This is a genomic window from Arthrobacter sp. AQ5-05 (genome assembly GCF_003287975.1).
In the GTDB taxonomy this organism is placed as follows: domain Bacteria; phylum Actinomycetota; class Actinomycetes; order Actinomycetales; family Micrococcaceae; genus Paeniglutamicibacter.
Map to the genome: position 1 here is coordinate 19,894 of NZ_QMKQ01000023.1, position 16,445 is coordinate 36,338.

Sequence of the window (16,445 nt, forward strand, 5' to 3'; positions counted from 1 at the left end):
AAACATTCAACCCCCGGACCCAGGCGCGCGGTCCGTGGTTAGCTCATGTGCCGCTCCCCGGTGGTTCATCCCACCCAACGCCAGTCGCGACACCCTTCGATATTAGTCGGAATAGGCCCGCGGTTGGGACTGTTACACACTAAGAACATTGAATCTTCAACGAAGACGTCCCTGAAGGAGGGCCCCCAGGAATGCAGTCCACGGGCAAGGAAATGCGCACGGTCGTCATCGGTGCCGGGCAGGCGGGGCTCTCGGCGGCCCACCATTTGCGGCGCAAGGGCCTCGTTCCCCACGAGGACTTCGTGGTGCTGGACGCCAACGACGGCCCGGGCGGAGCATGGCGCCACCGCTGGGATTCATTGACTTTTGACCGTGCCCACGGGCTGCACTCCCTTCCCGGCATGGACCTTGCCACCCCCGATCCACGCGAGCCCGCCTCGGCGGTGGTTTCCCGCTACTACGGGGCCTACGAATCGGCCTTCGCACTGCCGGTGATCCGCCCCTTCAAGGTGCGCAATGTCACCGGTTCCCTCGAGGACGGATTCGCGATCACTTCCACCGACGGACGCGTCATCCGTGCGGCCACGGTGATCAACGCCACCGGAACCTGGGACAAGCCGTATTGGCCGTTTTACCCCGGGCAACGCGAATTCACCGGCCGTCAGCTGCACACCCACGATTTCACGGCACCTGGGCAATTCCTGGGACAACGCGTGCTGGTGGTGGGCGGCGGCACCAGTGCCGCCCAGTTCCTGCTGCAGCTTTCCACACATGGCATTGACACCCTATGGTCCACCCGGCGAGCGCCGCAGTGGAGGAAAGCACCCCTGGACAAGGCCTGGGGCATTGAGGTTGAGACCAACGTCAATGCCCGCACCCGGGCGGGCCTGCCGCCGTTGTCAGTGGTCGCGGCGACCGGGCTGCCGCTAACCGATTTCTACCAGGAGGGAATCGATTCGGGGGTGCTGATCTCCCGCGGTGCGATCGACTCGATCTCCGCCCGCTCGGTCACCTTCACCGACGGCAGCACCGAGGAGATCGACGTGATCCTGTGGGCCACCGGGTTCCGGGCTTCCCTTCACCACCTGGCGCCGCTGGGCCTGCGCGAGCCCGGCGGCGGGATCCTCATGGGTGAGGATTCGGTGTCTGTTCCCAAGGTCCCGGGCCTGTTCCTGGTCGGGTACGGCGCCTCGGCGTCCACCATCGGGGCGACCCGTGCCGGACGTGCCGCCGCCGTTGCCGCCGGCAGGCTCCAGGACCCCGCGGCCACCGACACCGCCACAGCCGATTCCCGGTAGGTGTGTCCGTGTTCCCTTCACCTGATTCAGGCACGGCGGCACCTGCATGTAGCGTGAATACGTGACCACCAACGAATTCATTGTTTCCCTGTCTTGTCCCGACCGTCCGGGCATCGTCCACGCCGTCTCCGGAGCCTTGCTGAGCGCGGGATGCAACATCACCGAGTCGCAGCAATTCGAAAGCCCCGAGACCCACAACTTCTTCATGCGCATCGCCGTGGCCACGGCCCAGGACCTCGACGCGGTGCGCAACGCATTGGGTCCGGTTCGTGAGGAATTCGGCATGGAACTTGGCATCACCGCGGCCGGGTCCCGGGTGCGGACCTTGATCATGGTGTCCAAGGAAGGCCACGCGCTCAACGACCTCCTCTTTGCCCAGCGTGCCGGGACCTTGCCCGTGGAGATCCCGGTCATCGTCTCCAACCACCTGGACCTGAAGCCCATGGCCGACTTCCATGGCATTGAATTCATCCACCTCCCGGTCACCGCAGCGACCAAGGCCCAGGCCGAGGCACGGCTGCTGGCCCTGGTGGACGAACACGACATCGAGCTGGTGGTGCTGGCCCGCTACATGCAGATCCTCTCGGACGATTTGTGCCGCGCGTTGAGCGGACGGGCCATCAACATCCACCACTCGTTCCTGCCCTCTTTCAAGGGCGCCAAGCCCTACCACCAGGCCCACGCCCGCGGCGTAAAGCTCATTGGCGCGACCGCCCACTACGTCACGGCGGATCTGGACGAAGGCCCGATCATCGAGCAGGAGGTCATCCGGGTGGACCATGCACGCACCGCGGGCCAGTTCGTGGCCATGGGACGCGACGTGGAGGGGCGTACCCTCACCCGCGCCGTGGCCTGGCATGCCGAGCGCCGGGTCATGCTCGACGGCTACCGCACCGTGGTGTTCTCCTAGACGAACCGGTTTCCTCCAAGGGCATGGGCCGGCAGCAGGATTTCTTCCTGCTGCCGGCATTCCTGCTCAAGGTGCAGATCACGACGGTCTACGCGTTCACCGCCGTTTCCAAACTGAACGAGCAGTACCTCTCCGGCGAGGTCATCGGACACCACCTGCGCGAGTGGATCCCGGTGCCAGTGAGCCTACTGCCCCTCCTGGCCATCGGTAGTGTCTGCGCGGAACTCTTCCTCTCGGTGGCGCTGTGGATCCCCGGACTGCGCCCGGTCGCGTTCCTGATCGGGGCTTGCCTGCATCTGGGCATCGTGTTGATGCTGAACACTGCGCTGCCGCTGCTCGCCTTCGCGCTGATGATGATGGCAGGCTACGCGCCCTTCGTCCATGACGCGCTGGTGAATCGCCGGGCCGGGCAGGGAATCCGCACACCACTTCCCGCGGCTTCCGTGTAGCGGCCAGGTTCAGCGCACCTCTGTCGATCCAGCGGGTGCCGGCCGGCTCTCCGGGGCCTTCTTCTGCCGCCTGCCCTTCAGTGCACGCAGCGCGGACAGGATCGCGACCAGGTCCACGACCTCCTGGCTCAGCGCCCCCGCCACCGCCGGCAGCACCCCGGTGGCGGCCACCAGCATCAGCACCACGGAGAAGACAATGCCCAGCCAGATGGACTGCACCGCGATGCGCAGCGTGTCCTTGCCGATCCGCACCGCGTGCGCTATCTGGGAGATGTTCTCGGTCATGATGACCACGTCGGCGGTTTGCGAGGCGGCGGTCGAGCCGCGCGCCCCCATGGCCACACCCACATCGGCCGCGGCCAGCACCGGGGCGTCGTTGACCCCGTCACCGACCATCATCACGGGGCGGTGCTCCAGCTTGCGCACGTGCACGACCTTGTCCTCGGGCAGGCACTCGGCGTACACCGTGTCCAGGCCGATCTCCGCGGCGATGTGGTCGGCCGTGGCCTGCTGATCGCCGGTGAGCATGAGCATTTCCTTCACACCCAATGCGCGCAGCCGCTCCAGCGTAGCTCCTGCGTCTTCGCGCAGTTCGTCGGCCAGCAGCAGCACCCCGGCAAAGGCGCCATCCACCGCAATGTAGACGGAAGACTCACCCGGGCCCAGCTCCCGGCGCACCACCCCGGAGGCCAGCGATGCCACCCAGGCCGGCTTGCCCACCAGCACCCGGCGCCCGCCCACCAAGGCGCTGACTCCATGGGTCGCTTCCTCACTGGCATCCTGCACCTCGGCGATGGGCAGCGCGCGTTTCCCGGCGGCAGCCACGATCGAGGCGGCCAACACGTGCGAGGAGTACTGCTCCGCGGCGGCCACCAGGCCCAGCAGCTCATCGGCATCGAACCCTTCCACCGGCATGACACCGCGCAGTTCCGGGGTGCCCCGGGTCAGCGTCCCGGTCTTGTCGAAGGCCACGGATTTCACCGCGGCTAGCTTTTCCAGGGTGCCGCCGTCCTTGACGATGACCCCTCCCTTGGCCGCGCGGCTCATCCCTCCCATGAAGGCCACCGGTGCGGCAATCAGCAACGGGCAGGGGGTGGCGACCACGAGCACCTCGGCAAAACGCACCGGGTCCCCGCTGGCCCACCACGCCGCACCGGCAATGACGTAGGCCAGCAGCGTGAACGGGACAGCGTACCGGTCGGCCAGGCGCACCATCGGCGCCCGAGAGCTGGAGGCTTCCTGGACCAGTTCGACGATGCGCGAGTACTGCGAGTCGGCGGCGCCGGCAGAGGCTTGCATCTTGATGGCGCGGTTCCCGTTCACGGAACCGGACATCAGCACTTCCCCCGCGAGCTTGTGCACCGGCAGCGATTCACCGGTCAACGAGGACTCGTCGAAGTCGGCCTCGCCATCAAGCAGCACCCCGTCCACCGGAAGCACCTCCCCGGGCCGCACCAGCAGCACATCCCCCGGGACGACCGCCTCCACCTTCACCTCGGTGAGGTTCCCGGCGGCGTCCACGAGCCGGGTGCGGGTTGGTACCCGGTCCATGAGCTCCGAAAGCGATTGGGTGGCGCGGACCTGGGCATAGTCCTCCAATGCCTCGCCCCCGGAGACCATCAGGCAGATGATCAGTGCCGCGATCCATTCCCCCACGAACACCGTGGACAGGATCGCGGTGAACGCCAGGATGTCAATGCCCCAGTGTCCCCGGGCGATGTCCTTCACCATGCCCCAGCCCAGCTGCAGCGCGACCCCCAGGGCAAAAATGCCCGCGATCCAGCGCGCAGCCTCGCCCATCCCGAACGGAAGCAGCAGCAGCGTGCCGGCCAACACCACGAGTGTTGCCACCACCACCGGATAGCGTTTCATCAGACCCACGGGTCAATCACACCTTTGCCTGTAGACATGGGGAAAGGTTCCCCACCCCAATCCTCGACGGTTTATGGTTTCCTTGCCAGCGTGGACAGGCTCACCTTGGTCAGGCGCGCCCCACCCCATGGGCCCGAAGGGGGACAAGGCCGGCAGGGCAGCGGGCAACACCCCCGTAGGGCGTTTGGCGCTGGTGCACCCCTACGGCAGTCCTGGCTGCCCGTTGTCCTCGAGCGCCACGTGGACCTCGTTCGTGACAGCAGTGCCGCGCTCCACGGTCCGTGACACCGTGCAGTACTTCTCGTGCGAGAGCTCCACCAGGCGCTCGACCATGCCGGCGGCCTTCTGGCCTTCGGGCGTGTCGGGGAATTCCACGTTGAAGGACAGGTGCAGCCCGTCCACCCGACTGGCGCCGTCCTCAACCACTTTGTTTCCGGTGGCCGCGACCTTGAAGGTCACGGGCTCGGCGCTGCGGGCCGTCACGGTGTCGACGTCGATGGACGAACAACCGGCGATCGCGGCCAGCAGCAACTCCACCGGGCTCAGCAGCCCTTCGCCGTGGCCAAATTCGATTTCCGCACCCGCGGCATTGCGCACCGTGTAGCGGGCCGTGGCCGTGCGGGTCAGTTCGACGGAACGCAGCATGGGATTCTCGTTTTCACTCATGCGTTCATCATGCCACCGGCGAACCTGGCGGTTGGGCACGCGACATGCGGTCCGTGGTGTACAACGTTCCCTGTGGACGGGCAGGCATCCGCCGCCGCCAACGGAATGCTCCGGCGTGGCATCTCCCTGGGCCAACTCATCTTCTTCGGGCCCACCTCCGCCGTAGCGAAGTTTGGAACTGTGGTTGGGAATTCGTCCCGGGCAAAAGCAGCCGCGATTCCTTCTAGCCTTCGGTGGCCCACTGTTCGTGCTCGTCCAGGTGGTGGCGTTCGCTGGCTTCCGGTTGGGTCCCGGAAGCGGCCAGTTCTTCCATGCGCGTCATCAGGTCCACCGCTACCGTCCAGGTTTCCAGCGTGGAGGGCGGATTGACGCCGGCTGCCCGGGCGATCTTGTTGCGCCACTTGTTGGTGAAGCCCAGGACCTGCTCGCCACTGATATTGCGGTCCCAGAGCCAACGCGCCAGTTCCCTGGCCTTGGTCAGCCTGTTGGCCTCGGCGTGTGCGCCATGTCGGAAGGGATCGCTGGCGGGCTTGGCAGCGGCCGGGGCGGGTTCGGCCGGTTCAGGTTCGGCCGCCGCGAGCTCGACCACCGCGGGCTCAACCGGAGCCAAGTCGACAGGTTCGGGTGCGAGGTCCGGGAGACCCACCGCCACGATTTCGGCGCCGGTCTCGATGGTGTGGACCGCGCCTTGGATGATTTCTTCCAGCCGCTCGCGAACGTGGGGCGCAATGTCCTGCGACTGACCCTCGAGGGTGCGCCGGAGTTCTGCGACCATCCGCTCGTAAACCTCAACCTTGTGCTGCGGCCACATTGTCCCGGCTGCTCCTGTTCTGCTGTGTCCGATCCCCATGGAACACCCAGTAGTCCCATGGCGCGGAGCCAAGCATCAACACTATCTGTTTGCCCCGGCCGGTGGCCACCACGCGCCGGTCCGGCGCATCCGTCCGACCGGGCACGGCCGTCTGGCAACCCACCTGGCGAGAATCATGGGACCATGGCCCTGGCGAGGTCTCCCCACCGGTCCCGCATACGCCATCGAGAACGTCGTGTCGCACAACCAAATAGGCCACAGGGCACCGGCTAGAGTGGGTGTCATGGCCCACATCATCACCATTGATTCAGTAACCCCGTCCGTCGATCCCACCGCTTTCGTGGCACCAACCGCAACGCTTTCCGGGGATGTGTCCCTGGGTGCGAACGCCAGCGCCTTCTACGGCGTCTCGGCGCGCGGGGACTCCGACACCATCACCGTCAAGGAGGGCACCAACCTCCAGGACAACGTGGTGCTGCACGCCGACACAGGTTTCCCCTGCACCATCGGCGAGCGCGTTTCGGTGGGCCACTCGGCCGTGGTTCACGGGGCCACCGTGGGCAACGACTGCCTCATCGGCATGAGCGCGACCATCATGAACGGTGCGGTCATCGGGGAGAACTCCCTGGTAGCCGCCGGCGCCCTGGTGCTCGAGGGCACCCAGGTACCGCCGCGCTCGCTGGTTGCGGGGGTTCCGGCCAAGGTGCGCCGCGAGCTCAGCGACGAGGAAGTCGAATCCCTGAAGGAAAACGCCGCCCACTACCTGGTGCTGGCGGCCAAGCACCGTGAGGCCAACGCCGCACGTTAGGTCCATCCACCCAGCCCAATTCTGCATAGGGAGCACACTTACGATGGTTCGTTACATCCAGGCACCACCCGCCGCCCATTCAAGCGCCCCCTCACCAATCAGGGCCACGGGCCGCTCGTTGAACTGGGGAGTTGTCTCCACCGGGAGCATTGTTGAAAAGGTCGTTGCGGACCTCCAGTCCTTGGAGGACGCCAACGTGATTGCGGTGTCATCCCGCAGCGAGGAACGCGCCCGCGCCTTCGCCGACGAGCATGACATCGAATGGGCCTACGGCTCCTACGAGGCCATGTTTGCCGAACCGGAGATCGAGGCCGTCTACATCGGCACCCCGCACGGGCAGCACTTCGAGATCGCCATGGCCGCGTTGCGGGCCGGCAAGAACGTGGTGTGCGAGAAGTCCTTGACCATCAATGCCGCCGAGGCCCGCGCCCTGGTCGCCGAGGCCGAGGATCGCGACCTTTTCTTGATGGAAGCCGTCTGGTCGCGCTTCACCCCGGCATTCGCCCGGGCCATGGAGATCCTGGAATCCGGTGAGCTCGGCGAGCCGTCCTGGGTCCAGGCGGACCTGGGATTCCTGGCGCCCTACGACCCGACCTGGCGCCTCTACGACCCGGAGGCCGGCGGCGGCGCACTGCTGGACATGGGGGTCTACCCACTCACCTGGGCCATCGGGGCCATGGGTTTCCCGACCTCGGTGCAGGCCAGCAGCGACCTCAACGACGACGGCGTGGACATCCAGACCGCCATCACCCTGGGTTACTCCGGGGTGCGCCACGCGCAGCTGATGGTTTCGCTGACCAGCTCGCCGACCAAGGAAGCGCGGGTGGCCTGCACCGGTGGCTGGCTGGGCACCAATGCCCCGCTGCACAACCCCACCAAGCTCTTCATCCACCCGGTCAACGGGCCGGCACGGACCGAGGTCTTTGAGCCGGTGGGCGGGAACTACACGTACGAGTTCCGCGAAGCCACCCGCTGCATCCAGGAGGGCCTGAACGAGTCCCCCACCATGCCGTGGGAGCACTCGGTGAACACCATGGCCATCTTCGACGGGATCCGCCACCAGCTGGGGATCCGTTACCCGAACGACGCCTACGTCAAGTAGCAACCAGCACGAAAACATCTGGTTTCGCGGTGTCGGAGAATTTTCCGGCACCGCGAAACCTTTTTCATATCCAGGTCCCCCCGATTGAAAGGAAGAATCCATGCTGGCCCGTGAGTACATCGGCGAGGAATTCCGTTCGCTGCACCTGCTGCGGCTCTTCCTGCCTGCCTATGACAACCACGAGGAACCTCGACGGTGGTCATCCTTGCTTCCGTCCGGTGCCGGGCTGGAGGCCTCGGCGGATTGCAACGAGCTGTGGAGCGCCTACTTGGCGGATCATCCCGACGCCGATTCACCTGATGCCCCGTTGGGCCGGTTGGACAGGGAAACGGCCGCCGCCCTGCGCGAGATCCTGGGCGCACACCTGGGCACCGGGGTGCTGCTGCACACCCGGAGCTGGGTCGGGCGCGCGCGTCCCTTCATGCCCCAGGCCACGACCAGCAACTTTTACGGCCAGGAGTACCTCCATGAAGACCTGGGCATCGAGGAAATCATCTTCCGCGGGGTCCGGGACCAGGTCCCGGATTTCGTCGAGGATCCCAACCATTCCTTTGCGTGGGGCACCGGCCTGTATCCGGATTCCCTGGTCGTTGCCGCTTCGCCCGACTTGTTCCGGGCGTTGCACCAAGACCCGCGGCTGGAAGTGGTGTCGATCGTTCCACACCGCGATGTGCTGCCCGCTTCCTTTGGAGCATAAGCCCGCGAAGATGTTTACGCTCGAGAACATCCGAACTAGATTTATTCCGTGAAACATGGCTCATAGACCACGGCGAATGGGGGCACCGAGCTGCCAGGAAGGATTGCAAGCAGCGGCGTGCATGGTGAATCTGAAATGGACACGGGAGCTGAGCTGTTCAACCGGCTCAACGAATGGTGCAAGGAGCACCGCCACGGTGTGCGCAGCCGCAAGCAGTGGAAGAACATGGCCTATGGCGCAGCCGAGGACATCCACCGTGAACTGGTCGCCAACGGTTTTGCCCCACTCAGTGCAGACCTCCTGCGCAGGACCGCCTCACACGCCGACTGGTGGTGGTGGAAACAGAATTCACGCAGCGCCTACGGGCGAGCACACGCACGCCACGACAAAGGCAACCCGGTGAAGCCCACGGTCTTGGATGAAGGCATCGAATAGCACCGAAATCTTCGAGGCCGGGCAAAGCCTGGCATCGACTACGGCCGCCAAACACCGAAGGTTCCCTGGTTGCAGACCTTGCGGCGCGACGAGGGAACCTTCGGAAATTCGATCCAGCCTTTGCTTACTTGGAAATAGGTTCCATTTCGGCGGCTTCGCGCTCGGCGTTCTTCGCACTGGAACGGCGCCAGTAGGCGGCGATGACCGCACCGGAGAGGTTGTGCCAGACGGAGAACACGGCACCGGGCAGTGCTGCTTCCGGCGTGAAGTAGGTCTTGGCCAGACCGGAGGCCAGACCGGAGTTCTGCATGCCAACCTCGATGGCCATGGTGCGGCGGGTGGCGATGGGCTGCTTGAACAGCTTCGCGGTTCCGTAGCCCAGGGCCACACCGCCGGCGTTGTGCAGGATGACGGCCAGCAGGATCAGCGCACCTGCGCTGAAGATGGCGGCGGCGCTGCCGGCCACCACGATGAGCACCACGCCGGTGATGGCGATGACCGAGACCCAGGGAAGGGCCGCCAGGACCTTGGCGACCAGGCGCGGCAGGATCACGCGGAGCACCAGGCCCAGGACCACGGGGATGAGCACGATCTGCACGATCGACTTGGCCATCGACCCGGCGTCAACCGGCAGGTACTGTCCGGCCAGCCACAGGGTCAGCAGCGGGGTGAAGATGGGTGCCAGCAGGGTGGAGATCGAGGTCATCGTCACCGAGAGCGCGACGTCCCCCTTGGCCAGGTAGGTCACCACGTTCGAGGAGGTGCCTCCAGGTGCGCAACCCACCAGGATGACGCCGGCGGCCAGTGCCGGGGGCAGCTGCAACAGCACCGAGATGCCCAGGCCCAGTAGCGGCATGATCACGTACTGCGCCACCACGCCCAGGAGCACCGGCAGCGGCTTGCGCACGACCAATGCGAAGTCAGGAAGCGTCAAGGTCAGGCCCATGCCGAACATGATGACCATGAGCAACGGGTTAATGGCCTTGGAGAATCCGCTGAAGGTGTCCGGGGAGAACAGGGCGAACGCCCCGCCGGCCAGGACCAGCAGCGGGAAGAGAGTCACGGCGATCTTTGCGCTGCGCTCTTCGGCATCCAGTCCGGGCCTTGGTTGTACGTTTCGATCAATTGACATGAATAGATCGTGGCAAACTGATCAATCACTGTCCATTTGTGACAACAATTCGCTTACCGCTTGCCGTTCATCGCAAACCACCTACCGCTTATCGCGGCCTCATGGCTTCATACGCTTCATGCATTTTCCGCGGCCGTCGTTCCCGACGGGTTTGCGGTGGCCCCTCCCCGGCCCCCTCAGGCCTTCACAAGGAACCACCGCAAGTCTTTCTATTGCGCCCCGGCGTACTGGCGCGAGGCGTTCCGGGCGGCGGCCAGCCCGAGCTCCAGATCGGCGATAAGATCCTCGACCTGTTCGATTCCGACACTCAGGCGCACCAGGTTCCGCGGCACGGCCAGCGGGGTGCCAACCACCGAGGCATGGGTCATTTCCGCCGAGTAGCAGACCAGCGATTCGACCCCGCCCAGGGACACTGAGAGCGCAAAGAGCTTCATCGACTCGGCAAAGGCCCGGGCCGCGGTCTCCCCTCCGGCAAATTGGATCGAGACGATCCCGCCGAACCCCTTGGACTGGGTCTTGGCCAGTTCGTGGCCGGGGTGCGATTCGAGCCCCGGGTACAGGACGGTTTCAACTTCCTCGCGGGTGCCCAGCCAGTCGGCAAGGGTGGCCGCGTTGGAGCAGTGTCGTTCCATGCGCAGCCCCAGGGTCTTCAGCCCGCGGGCGGCCAGGAAACAGTCTTGCGGCCCGGCCACCGCTCCCCCCGCGAATTGCTGGAAGCCCACGGATTGGGCCAATTCCTCGCCGCGGAATTCCTTCCGCGCCACGAGCACCGCGCCCCCGAGCACATCCGAGTGCCCGCCGATGTACTTGGTGGTCGAGTGCACCACGGCGTCCGCGCCCAGGGACAGCGGGCGCTGCAGAAACGGTGTGGCGAAGGTGTTGTCCACGACCAGCAGGGCACCAGCCGCATGGGCGATCCTCGCCCAGCCGGCGATATCCGCGATGCCCAGCAGCGGGTTGGACGGGGTTTCGACCCAGAGCAGGGCGGTCTTCCCCGGCTGGACGGCCGCGGCGACGGTGTCCAGGTCGGTGATGTCCACCGGGGTGTTGGTGATCCCCCACTTGCCGTGCAGGCGGTTGACCAACCGGTTGGTGCCGCCGTAGCCGTCGGCACCGAGCACGATGTGGTCACCCGGGGCCAGCACCGCGCGCAGCAGCGCGTCCTCGGCGGCGATCCCGGAGGCAAACGCGAAACCGGCATGTCCGCCCTCCAAGGCGGTGAGCTGGGTTTCGAATCCGTTGCGGGTCGGGTTGGAACCGCGGGAGTACTCGTGCCCGTTGCGCAGCACGTTGATCCCGTCCTGCACGAAGGTGCTGGTCTGGTAGATCGGCGGGATGACCGCCCCGGTGAGCGGATCCGGGGCCTGGCCCGCGTGGATGGCTTGGGTATTGAAACCCTGGTGGCTGGTGGTTCCCATGATGCTGCTCCCTGGTCCCTAGGCGTTGACGGTTTCGCGCGGCGCGTTGGCCACGGTTTCGGTGGTGTTGTTTTGGCCCAGGGCGTCGAGCCCGGAGATGAGGTCGGCGACCAGGTCGGCGGCATCCTCGAGTCCCACGGACAGGCGCAGCGTGCCAGGTGCGATGCCGGCGGCTTGAAGCTGCGCATCGTTGAGCCGGCAGTGGGTCATCGCGGCCGGGTGCACGATCAGCGAGCGGGCGTCCCCGATGTTGGCGGCCAGCGCAAAGAGCTTCAGCGAATCGACCAGTTGCGGCACCGCGGAGGCATCCACCAGGTCAAAGGAAAACACGCAACCGGTGCCATTGGGGAAGTGCTCCTTGGCCAGCTCGTGGTCCTGGTGGGTGGGAACCGAGGGATGGTGCACCCGGGCCACGGCCGGGTGCACTCCCAGGGCCTTGACCAGTTCCAGCACGTTGGCCTGGGCCTTGGCCACGCGCAGCGAGAGCGTCTCGATGCCGGTGAGGATGGAGCTGGCCGAGGCCGCCGAGAGCGTGGGGCCCAGATCGTGCAGGAACTTGGAGCGGACGAGCATCAGGTAGGCCTTGGCTCCGTAGCGTCCCAGCAGCGAATCCCCGTAGTAACGCGCCTTGGACCCGGCGATCTGCGGCCAGCGGGCGGCATCGGTGAAATCGAAGGTGCCCGCGTCAACGACCAGTCCCCCAAGAACCGATCCGTGGCCGGAGAGGGCCTTGGTGGCCGAGTGCACCACGATGTCCGCACCGAATTCGATGGGCCGGTAGGCGGCCGGGGTGGCCAGGGTGTTGTCCACGACCACCGGGATCCCCGCGGCGTGGGCCAGATCGGTGATGGCGCGCAGATCCACCAGGGTGGCCAGCGGGTTGGAGACCGACTCGAGCAGGAAGCCGCGGGTCCTTGGGGTGATGGCCGCGGCCCAGTTCGCCGGGTCCTCCGGGTCAACAAAGGTGACGGTGATGCCGAAGTCGGCGAAGGTGTCGGTGAGCAGGTCGACGGTGCCGCCGTAGAGCTTGGACGAGGCAACCAGGTGGTTGGGTCCCTGCAGCAGCGCCAGCAGGGACAGCGCGACGGCCGCCTGCCCGGTGGCAGTGGCGATGGCCCCGATCCCGCCCTCCAGGGCGGCGGCGCGTTCCTCGAGCACCGCGACCGTGGGGTTGCCGGTGCGCGAATAGGTGAAGCCCGGCGCCTTGAGCGAGAAGAGCCTTGCCGCGGTGGCGTAGTCGGGGAACTGGTACGCCGCGGTGTTGTAGATCGGCACGGTCATGGGTCGGTGTTCTCCCGCCGGGGAGTACCCGGCGTGGATTTCGGTGGTGGCGTTGTGCCAGGAGCTGGAGGCCATGATCGTGCCTTTCGGGCCGAGGGAGGAAGAAGTGCGTGTCAGGGGATGGCGTGTGCGGGTGCGGCACCGAATGGCTCGATGCCGCACCGGCACACCCGCGTGCAAGCTAGACCGCGACGCCCAAGGTGGCGCGGGCGGCGACGGCGGCGGAAACCAGGTTGGCCAGCGAGGCCTCGGTCTCGGTGTAGCCGCGGGTCTTCAGGCCGCAGTCCGGGTTGATCCACAGGGCCTTGGGATCCAGCGAACCCAGGGCGATGTCGATGAGCTCGGCGACTTCCTCGGTGGAGGGAACGCGCGGGGAGTGGATGTCGTACACGCCCGGGCCGATGCCGCGGGAGTAGCCGTAGCTGGTCAGATCCGCTGTGACCTCCATGCGGGAACGGGCTGCCTCGATCGAGGTGACATCGGCATCCAGCGCGTCGATGGCCTCGATGATCTCGCCGAATTCCGAGTAGCACAGGTGCGTGTGGATCTGGGTGGCATCCACCGCGCCGGCGGTGGCCAGGCGGAAGGAATCCACGCTCCAGCCCAGGTATTTGGGCTGGTCCGCGGCGCGCAGCGGCAGCAGCTCGCGCAGCGCCGGCTCGTCGACCTGGATGATGGAAATGCCGGCGGCCTGCAGGTCCGCGATCTCGTCTCTAAGCGCCAGGGCGACCTGGTTGGCGGAGACGGCCAGCGGCTGGTCGTCGCGGATGAAGCTCCAGGCCAGGATGGTGACCGGGCCGGTGAGCATGCCCTTGAGCGGCTTGTTGGTCAGCGAGGCGGCGTAGGAGATCCACGGGACGGTGAAGGCCGCCGGCCGGGACACATCGCCCCAGAGGATCGAGGGGCGGGTGGCGCGCGATCCGTAGGACTGCACCCAGCCGTTCTCGGTCTCGGAGAAGCCGTCGAAGTTCTCGGCGAAGTACTGGACCATGTCGTTGCGCTCGGCCTCGCCGTGCACCAGCACGTCCAGTCCCAGCTTTTCCTGCAGCTCGACCACCCGGGTGATTTCCTCCTTGAGGAAGCCCTCGTAGCCGGCGTCGTCCAGGGTGCCGGCCTTGTGTGCGGCGCGGGCGGTGCGGACTTCCGTGGTCTGCGGGAAGGAACCGATGGTGGTGGTCGGCAGCGGCGGCAGCGCCAGGGCCGCCTCCTGTGCTTCCTTGCGGGTCTGCGCATCGGAGCGGGAGAAGTCGGCGGTGGTCAGGTTGGCCAGGCGCTCGCGCACCGCGGCGACGGTGGTCCCGGCGAAGCCGGCGCGGTGGGCGATGGCCGATTCGGCGGCCGAGAGCTGCGCGGCGATGGCCGATTCGCCCTCGGCCAGGCCCTTGGCCAGGGTGATGACCTCGGCGACCTTCTGGTTGGCGAAGGCAAGCCATTCGGGAAGGTGCGCCGGAAGGTTGGCCTCCAGGGCGACATCGTGCGGCACGTGCTGCAGCGAGGTGGCGGTGCCCACGGCCAGGGTGCCGTTGGCCTTTTCGACCTCGGTGCGCAGGGACTTGAGGATGTTCAGCGAGGCGGAGAGGTTGTTGCGCCAGATGTTGCGCGAGTCCACGATTCCGGCCACCAGGGTGGATCCTGCCAGGTCACCGAGGAATTCGGCGGCGGGAACGGTGCCGCGGACCAGGTCGGCGTGCACGGCCTCGATGCCGGCCCGGGCCAGCAGACCCTGGGTGGCACCCGGGCGGGTCGGTTCCCCGGCGGTGCCGTAGCCGAAGGTGACCAGCAGTGCCGGGCGTTCGGTGGCGGCTGCCAGCTTGGTGTAGACGGTTTCGGCGAGCTCGCCGGGAACGGCCAGCTCGGCGCCGCGGTCGGTGACCAGGCCCGGCTCGTCCAGCTGCACCCACGGTGCGCCGGCGGCGGCCAGCTCGGCGAGGATCTGTGCGTAGGATGCCACGACCTCGTCGATGCGGGTCAGCGGGTCGAAGCCCGCCGCTGCGCCGTCCTCGGCCTTGGCCAGCAGCAGGTAGCTGATCGGGCCGACCAGGGTGGGACGGATGGTGGTGCCGTTGGCGGCGTGCGCCTTGAAGGATTCGACCAGCGCGGTGGCGTTGGCCTTGATCGGGGTGGTTTCGCCGATTTCCGGGACCAGGTAGTGGTAGTTGGTGTCGAACCACTTGGTCATTTCCAGCGGCGCCCGGGATTCGTCGCCGCGGGCCAGGACGAAGGAGGCGGCGGTGTCGATGGCGCCGTTGGCGTCGGCCAGGTCGGCAAAGCGGGTGGGCAGGGCAGAGAGCGCGAGCGTGGCGTCCAGGACCTGGTCGTAGTAGGCGAAGTCGCCGGGCAGCGAGGCGTCGTCGGGCTTCAGGCCCAGGTCGGCAAGCTTGGAAAGGTTGGTCTTCTGCAGCTGCAGGGCGGCGGCGTGCAGCGTGGCCTCGTCGGTCTTCCGGGCCCAGTGGGCCTCAAGGGCCTTCTTCAGTTCGCGGTTCGGCCCGATGCGCGGGTAGCCGAGGATGGATGCGGCGGGGAAGGATGGCTTCGACATGGTGGATCTCCTTGGTGTTGTTGACGTTGCTGAAGTTCGAAAGAAGGTGTGGGTCAGACCGCTGCGCGGGTGGCCCAGGCGTTGGTGAGGGTGGCGCGGGTCCGCGGCAGTTCAAGCTGCTCGATCACGTCGAGCGAGCCGCGGTGGTCGTTGAAGGTGTAGAGGTGCACACCCGGCGCCCCGTCGTCGAAGGCCCGGCGGGCCAGGTTCACGGCGGCGGCCACGCCGATGCGGTGGCGTTCGGCCTCCGTGCTTGCGGTTTCCAGGGCGTGGGCCAGGATCGGGTCCGGTGCCACCCCGGTCATCTTGGCCAGGCGGTTCAGCCGCGGCAGCGAATTCAGCGGGATGACCCCGGGGACCACCGGGATGGTGACCCCGGCCCGGCGGGAGGACTCCACGAGGTTGGTGTATTCCTCGGGCTGGAAGTACACCTGGGTGATGGCGTAGTTGGCCCCGGAGCGTTCCTTGGCCAGCAGCACCTCCACGTCGTGCTCGAAGGACGGGGATTCGGGGTGCTGGATGGGGTAGGCGGCAACGCCCACGCCCAAGCGCCCGCCGGCCAGTGCTGCCGAGTGGTCGGCCTCCACCTCGCGGATCAGTTCGATCAGGTAGCGGGCGAAAGGGAATTCCCCGCGCCGTTCGTTCGGGTTCGTGGGCAGGTCCCCGCGCAGTGCCAGCACGCCCCGGACCCCGAGGGAGATGAAGTGGCGAATCAGGTTCTGCAGCGACTCGCGGCTCTCCCCCACGCAGGTCAGGTGGGCCAGCGGACGCAGCCGGGTGTTTTGGATGAGGTGTTCGATCAGTTCCAGGGACGCGTTGCGGCGAGCCGGGGACCCCGAGTAGGTCACCGACACGTAGTCGGGATCCGTGGATTCCAGTGCGGCGATGGTGTTGAAAACACCCTCGGAGGCATCGCGGTTCACCGGCGGGTACAGCTCGTAGGACAGTGACGGCGGTGCTGTTGTCGGTGCAATGCTCATTGAAATTACTCCTCGTCGACACGAGGGAGGCATCAAGGCTCGCCACA

At 66.6% G+C, this 16,445-nt stretch carries 15 protein-coding genes and 1 riboswitch; of the genes, 7 read left to right on the forward strand and 8 right to left on the reverse strand.

The window, feature by feature from the left end:
- Window positions 1-10: 10 nt before the first annotated feature.
- Window positions 11-98: riboswitch (ZMP/ZTP riboswitch) on the reverse strand.
- Window positions 99-191: 93 nt separating this feature from the next.
- From DQ353_RS16420 to DQ353_RS16430, 3 genes are all read left to right on the forward strand, one after another.
- Window positions 192-1,298: an NAD(P)-binding domain-containing protein gene (locus tag DQ353_RS16420; RefSeq protein ID WP_113764151.1), complete on the forward strand. Its 1,107-nt coding sequence runs from the start codon at window positions 192-194 to the stop codon at window positions 1,296-1,298.
- Window positions 1,299-1,359: 61 nt separating this feature from the next.
- On the forward strand, window positions 1,360-2,208 hold the full coding sequence (purU, locus tag DQ353_RS16425; protein WP_113764153.1) for a formyltetrahydrofolate deformylase: 849 nt from the start codon (window positions 1,360-1,362) through the stop codon (window positions 2,206-2,208).
- A gap of 23 nt (window positions 2,209-2,231) precedes the next feature.
- Window positions 2,232-2,657 (forward strand): HTTM domain-containing protein, encoded by a 426-nt coding sequence (locus DQ353_RS16430; protein ID WP_113764155.1) that lies wholly within the window; start codon window positions 2,232-2,234, stop codon window positions 2,655-2,657.
- A gap of 9 nt (window positions 2,658-2,666) precedes the next feature.
- Here DQ353_RS16430 and DQ353_RS16435 read toward each other — a convergent pair whose 3' ends face one another.
- The 3 genes from DQ353_RS16435 to DQ353_RS16445 all read right to left on the reverse strand — a co-directional run bounded on the left by DQ353_RS16435 (window position 2,667) and on the right by DQ353_RS16445 (window position 5,970).
- Entirely contained in the window at window positions 2,667-4,529 is a 1,863-nt protein-coding gene (locus DQ353_RS16435; protein ID WP_113764157.1) for a heavy metal translocating P-type ATPase, read from the reverse strand.
- Window positions 4,530-4,730: 201 nt separating this feature from the next.
- The gene (locus tag DQ353_RS16440) at window positions 4,731-5,195 is read right to left on the reverse strand and encodes an OsmC family protein (RefSeq protein ID WP_113764159.1); all 465 of its coding nucleotides are present in this window, start codon (window positions 5,193-5,195) and stop codon (window positions 4,731-4,733) included.
- 223 nt (window positions 5,196-5,418) lie between these two features.
- Window positions 5,419-5,970, reverse strand: coding sequence for a hypothetical protein (locus DQ353_RS16445; RefSeq protein ID WP_146755287.1), 552 nt, complete (start codon window positions 5,968-5,970; stop codon window positions 5,419-5,421).
- A gap of 319 nt (window positions 5,971-6,289) precedes the next feature.
- Between DQ353_RS16445 and DQ353_RS16450 the strand changes: the two genes are divergently transcribed.
- The 4 genes from DQ353_RS16450 to DQ353_RS16465 all read left to right on the forward strand — a co-directional run bounded on the left by DQ353_RS16450 (window position 6,290) and on the right by DQ353_RS16465 (window position 9,048).
- The gene (locus tag DQ353_RS16450; protein ID WP_113764163.1) at window positions 6,290-6,814 is read left to right on the forward strand and encodes a gamma carbonic anhydrase family protein; all 525 of its coding nucleotides are present in this window, start codon (window positions 6,290-6,292) and stop codon (window positions 6,812-6,814) included.
- 43 nt (window positions 6,815-6,857) lie between these two features.
- Window positions 6,858-7,916 carry a Gfo/Idh/MocA family protein gene (locus DQ353_RS16455; protein ID WP_113764165.1) on the forward strand — a complete coding sequence of 353 codons (1,059 nt, stop codon included), beginning with the start codon at window positions 6,858-6,860 and terminating at the stop codon, window positions 7,914-7,916.
- Window positions 7,917-8,016: 100 nt separating this feature from the next.
- Window positions 8,017-8,613 (forward strand): hypothetical protein, encoded by a 597-nt coding sequence (locus tag DQ353_RS16460; RefSeq protein ID WP_113764167.1) that lies wholly within the window; start codon window positions 8,017-8,019, stop codon window positions 8,611-8,613.
- Window positions 8,614-8,748: 135 nt separating this feature from the next.
- Window positions 8,749-9,048 (forward strand): hypothetical protein, encoded by a 300-nt coding sequence (locus DQ353_RS16465; RefSeq protein ID WP_113764169.1) that lies wholly within the window; start codon window positions 8,749-8,751, stop codon window positions 9,046-9,048.
- A gap of 124 nt (window positions 9,049-9,172) precedes the next feature.
- On the opposite strand, the gene DQ353_RS16470 is transcribed toward DQ353_RS16465, so the two are convergent.
- The 5 genes from DQ353_RS16470 to DQ353_RS16490 form a co-directional block, all read right to left on the reverse strand.
- Complete coding sequence (locus tag DQ353_RS16470) at window positions 9,173-10,180, reverse strand: bile acid:sodium symporter family protein (protein WP_113764171.1); 1,008 nt, start codon at window positions 10,178-10,180, stop codon at window positions 9,173-9,175.
- A gap of 209 nt (window positions 10,181-10,389) precedes the next feature.
- Window positions 10,390-11,598: a cystathionine gamma-synthase gene (locus DQ353_RS16475; RefSeq protein ID WP_113764173.1), complete on the reverse strand. Its 1,209-nt coding sequence runs from the start codon at window positions 11,596-11,598 to the stop codon at window positions 10,390-10,392.
- Window positions 11,599-11,616: 18 nt separating this feature from the next.
- Window positions 11,617-12,954 carry an O-acetylhomoserine aminocarboxypropyltransferase/cysteine synthase family protein gene (locus DQ353_RS16480; protein WP_113764175.1) on the reverse strand — a complete coding sequence of 446 codons (1,338 nt, stop codon included), beginning with the start codon at window positions 12,952-12,954 and terminating at the stop codon, window positions 11,617-11,619.
- Window positions 12,955-13,060: 106 nt separating this feature from the next.
- Window positions 13,061-15,418 (reverse strand): 5-methyltetrahydropteroyltriglutamate--homocysteine S-methyltransferase, encoded by a 2,358-nt coding sequence (gene metE, locus DQ353_RS16485; protein WP_113764177.1) that lies wholly within the window; start codon window positions 15,416-15,418, stop codon window positions 13,061-13,063.
- Window positions 15,419-15,471: 53 nt separating this feature from the next.
- Window positions 15,472-16,398 (reverse strand): methylenetetrahydrofolate reductase, encoded by a 927-nt coding sequence (locus DQ353_RS16490; RefSeq protein ID WP_113764178.1) that lies wholly within the window; start codon window positions 16,396-16,398, stop codon window positions 15,472-15,474.
- Window positions 16,399-16,445: the final 47 nt, after the last annotated feature.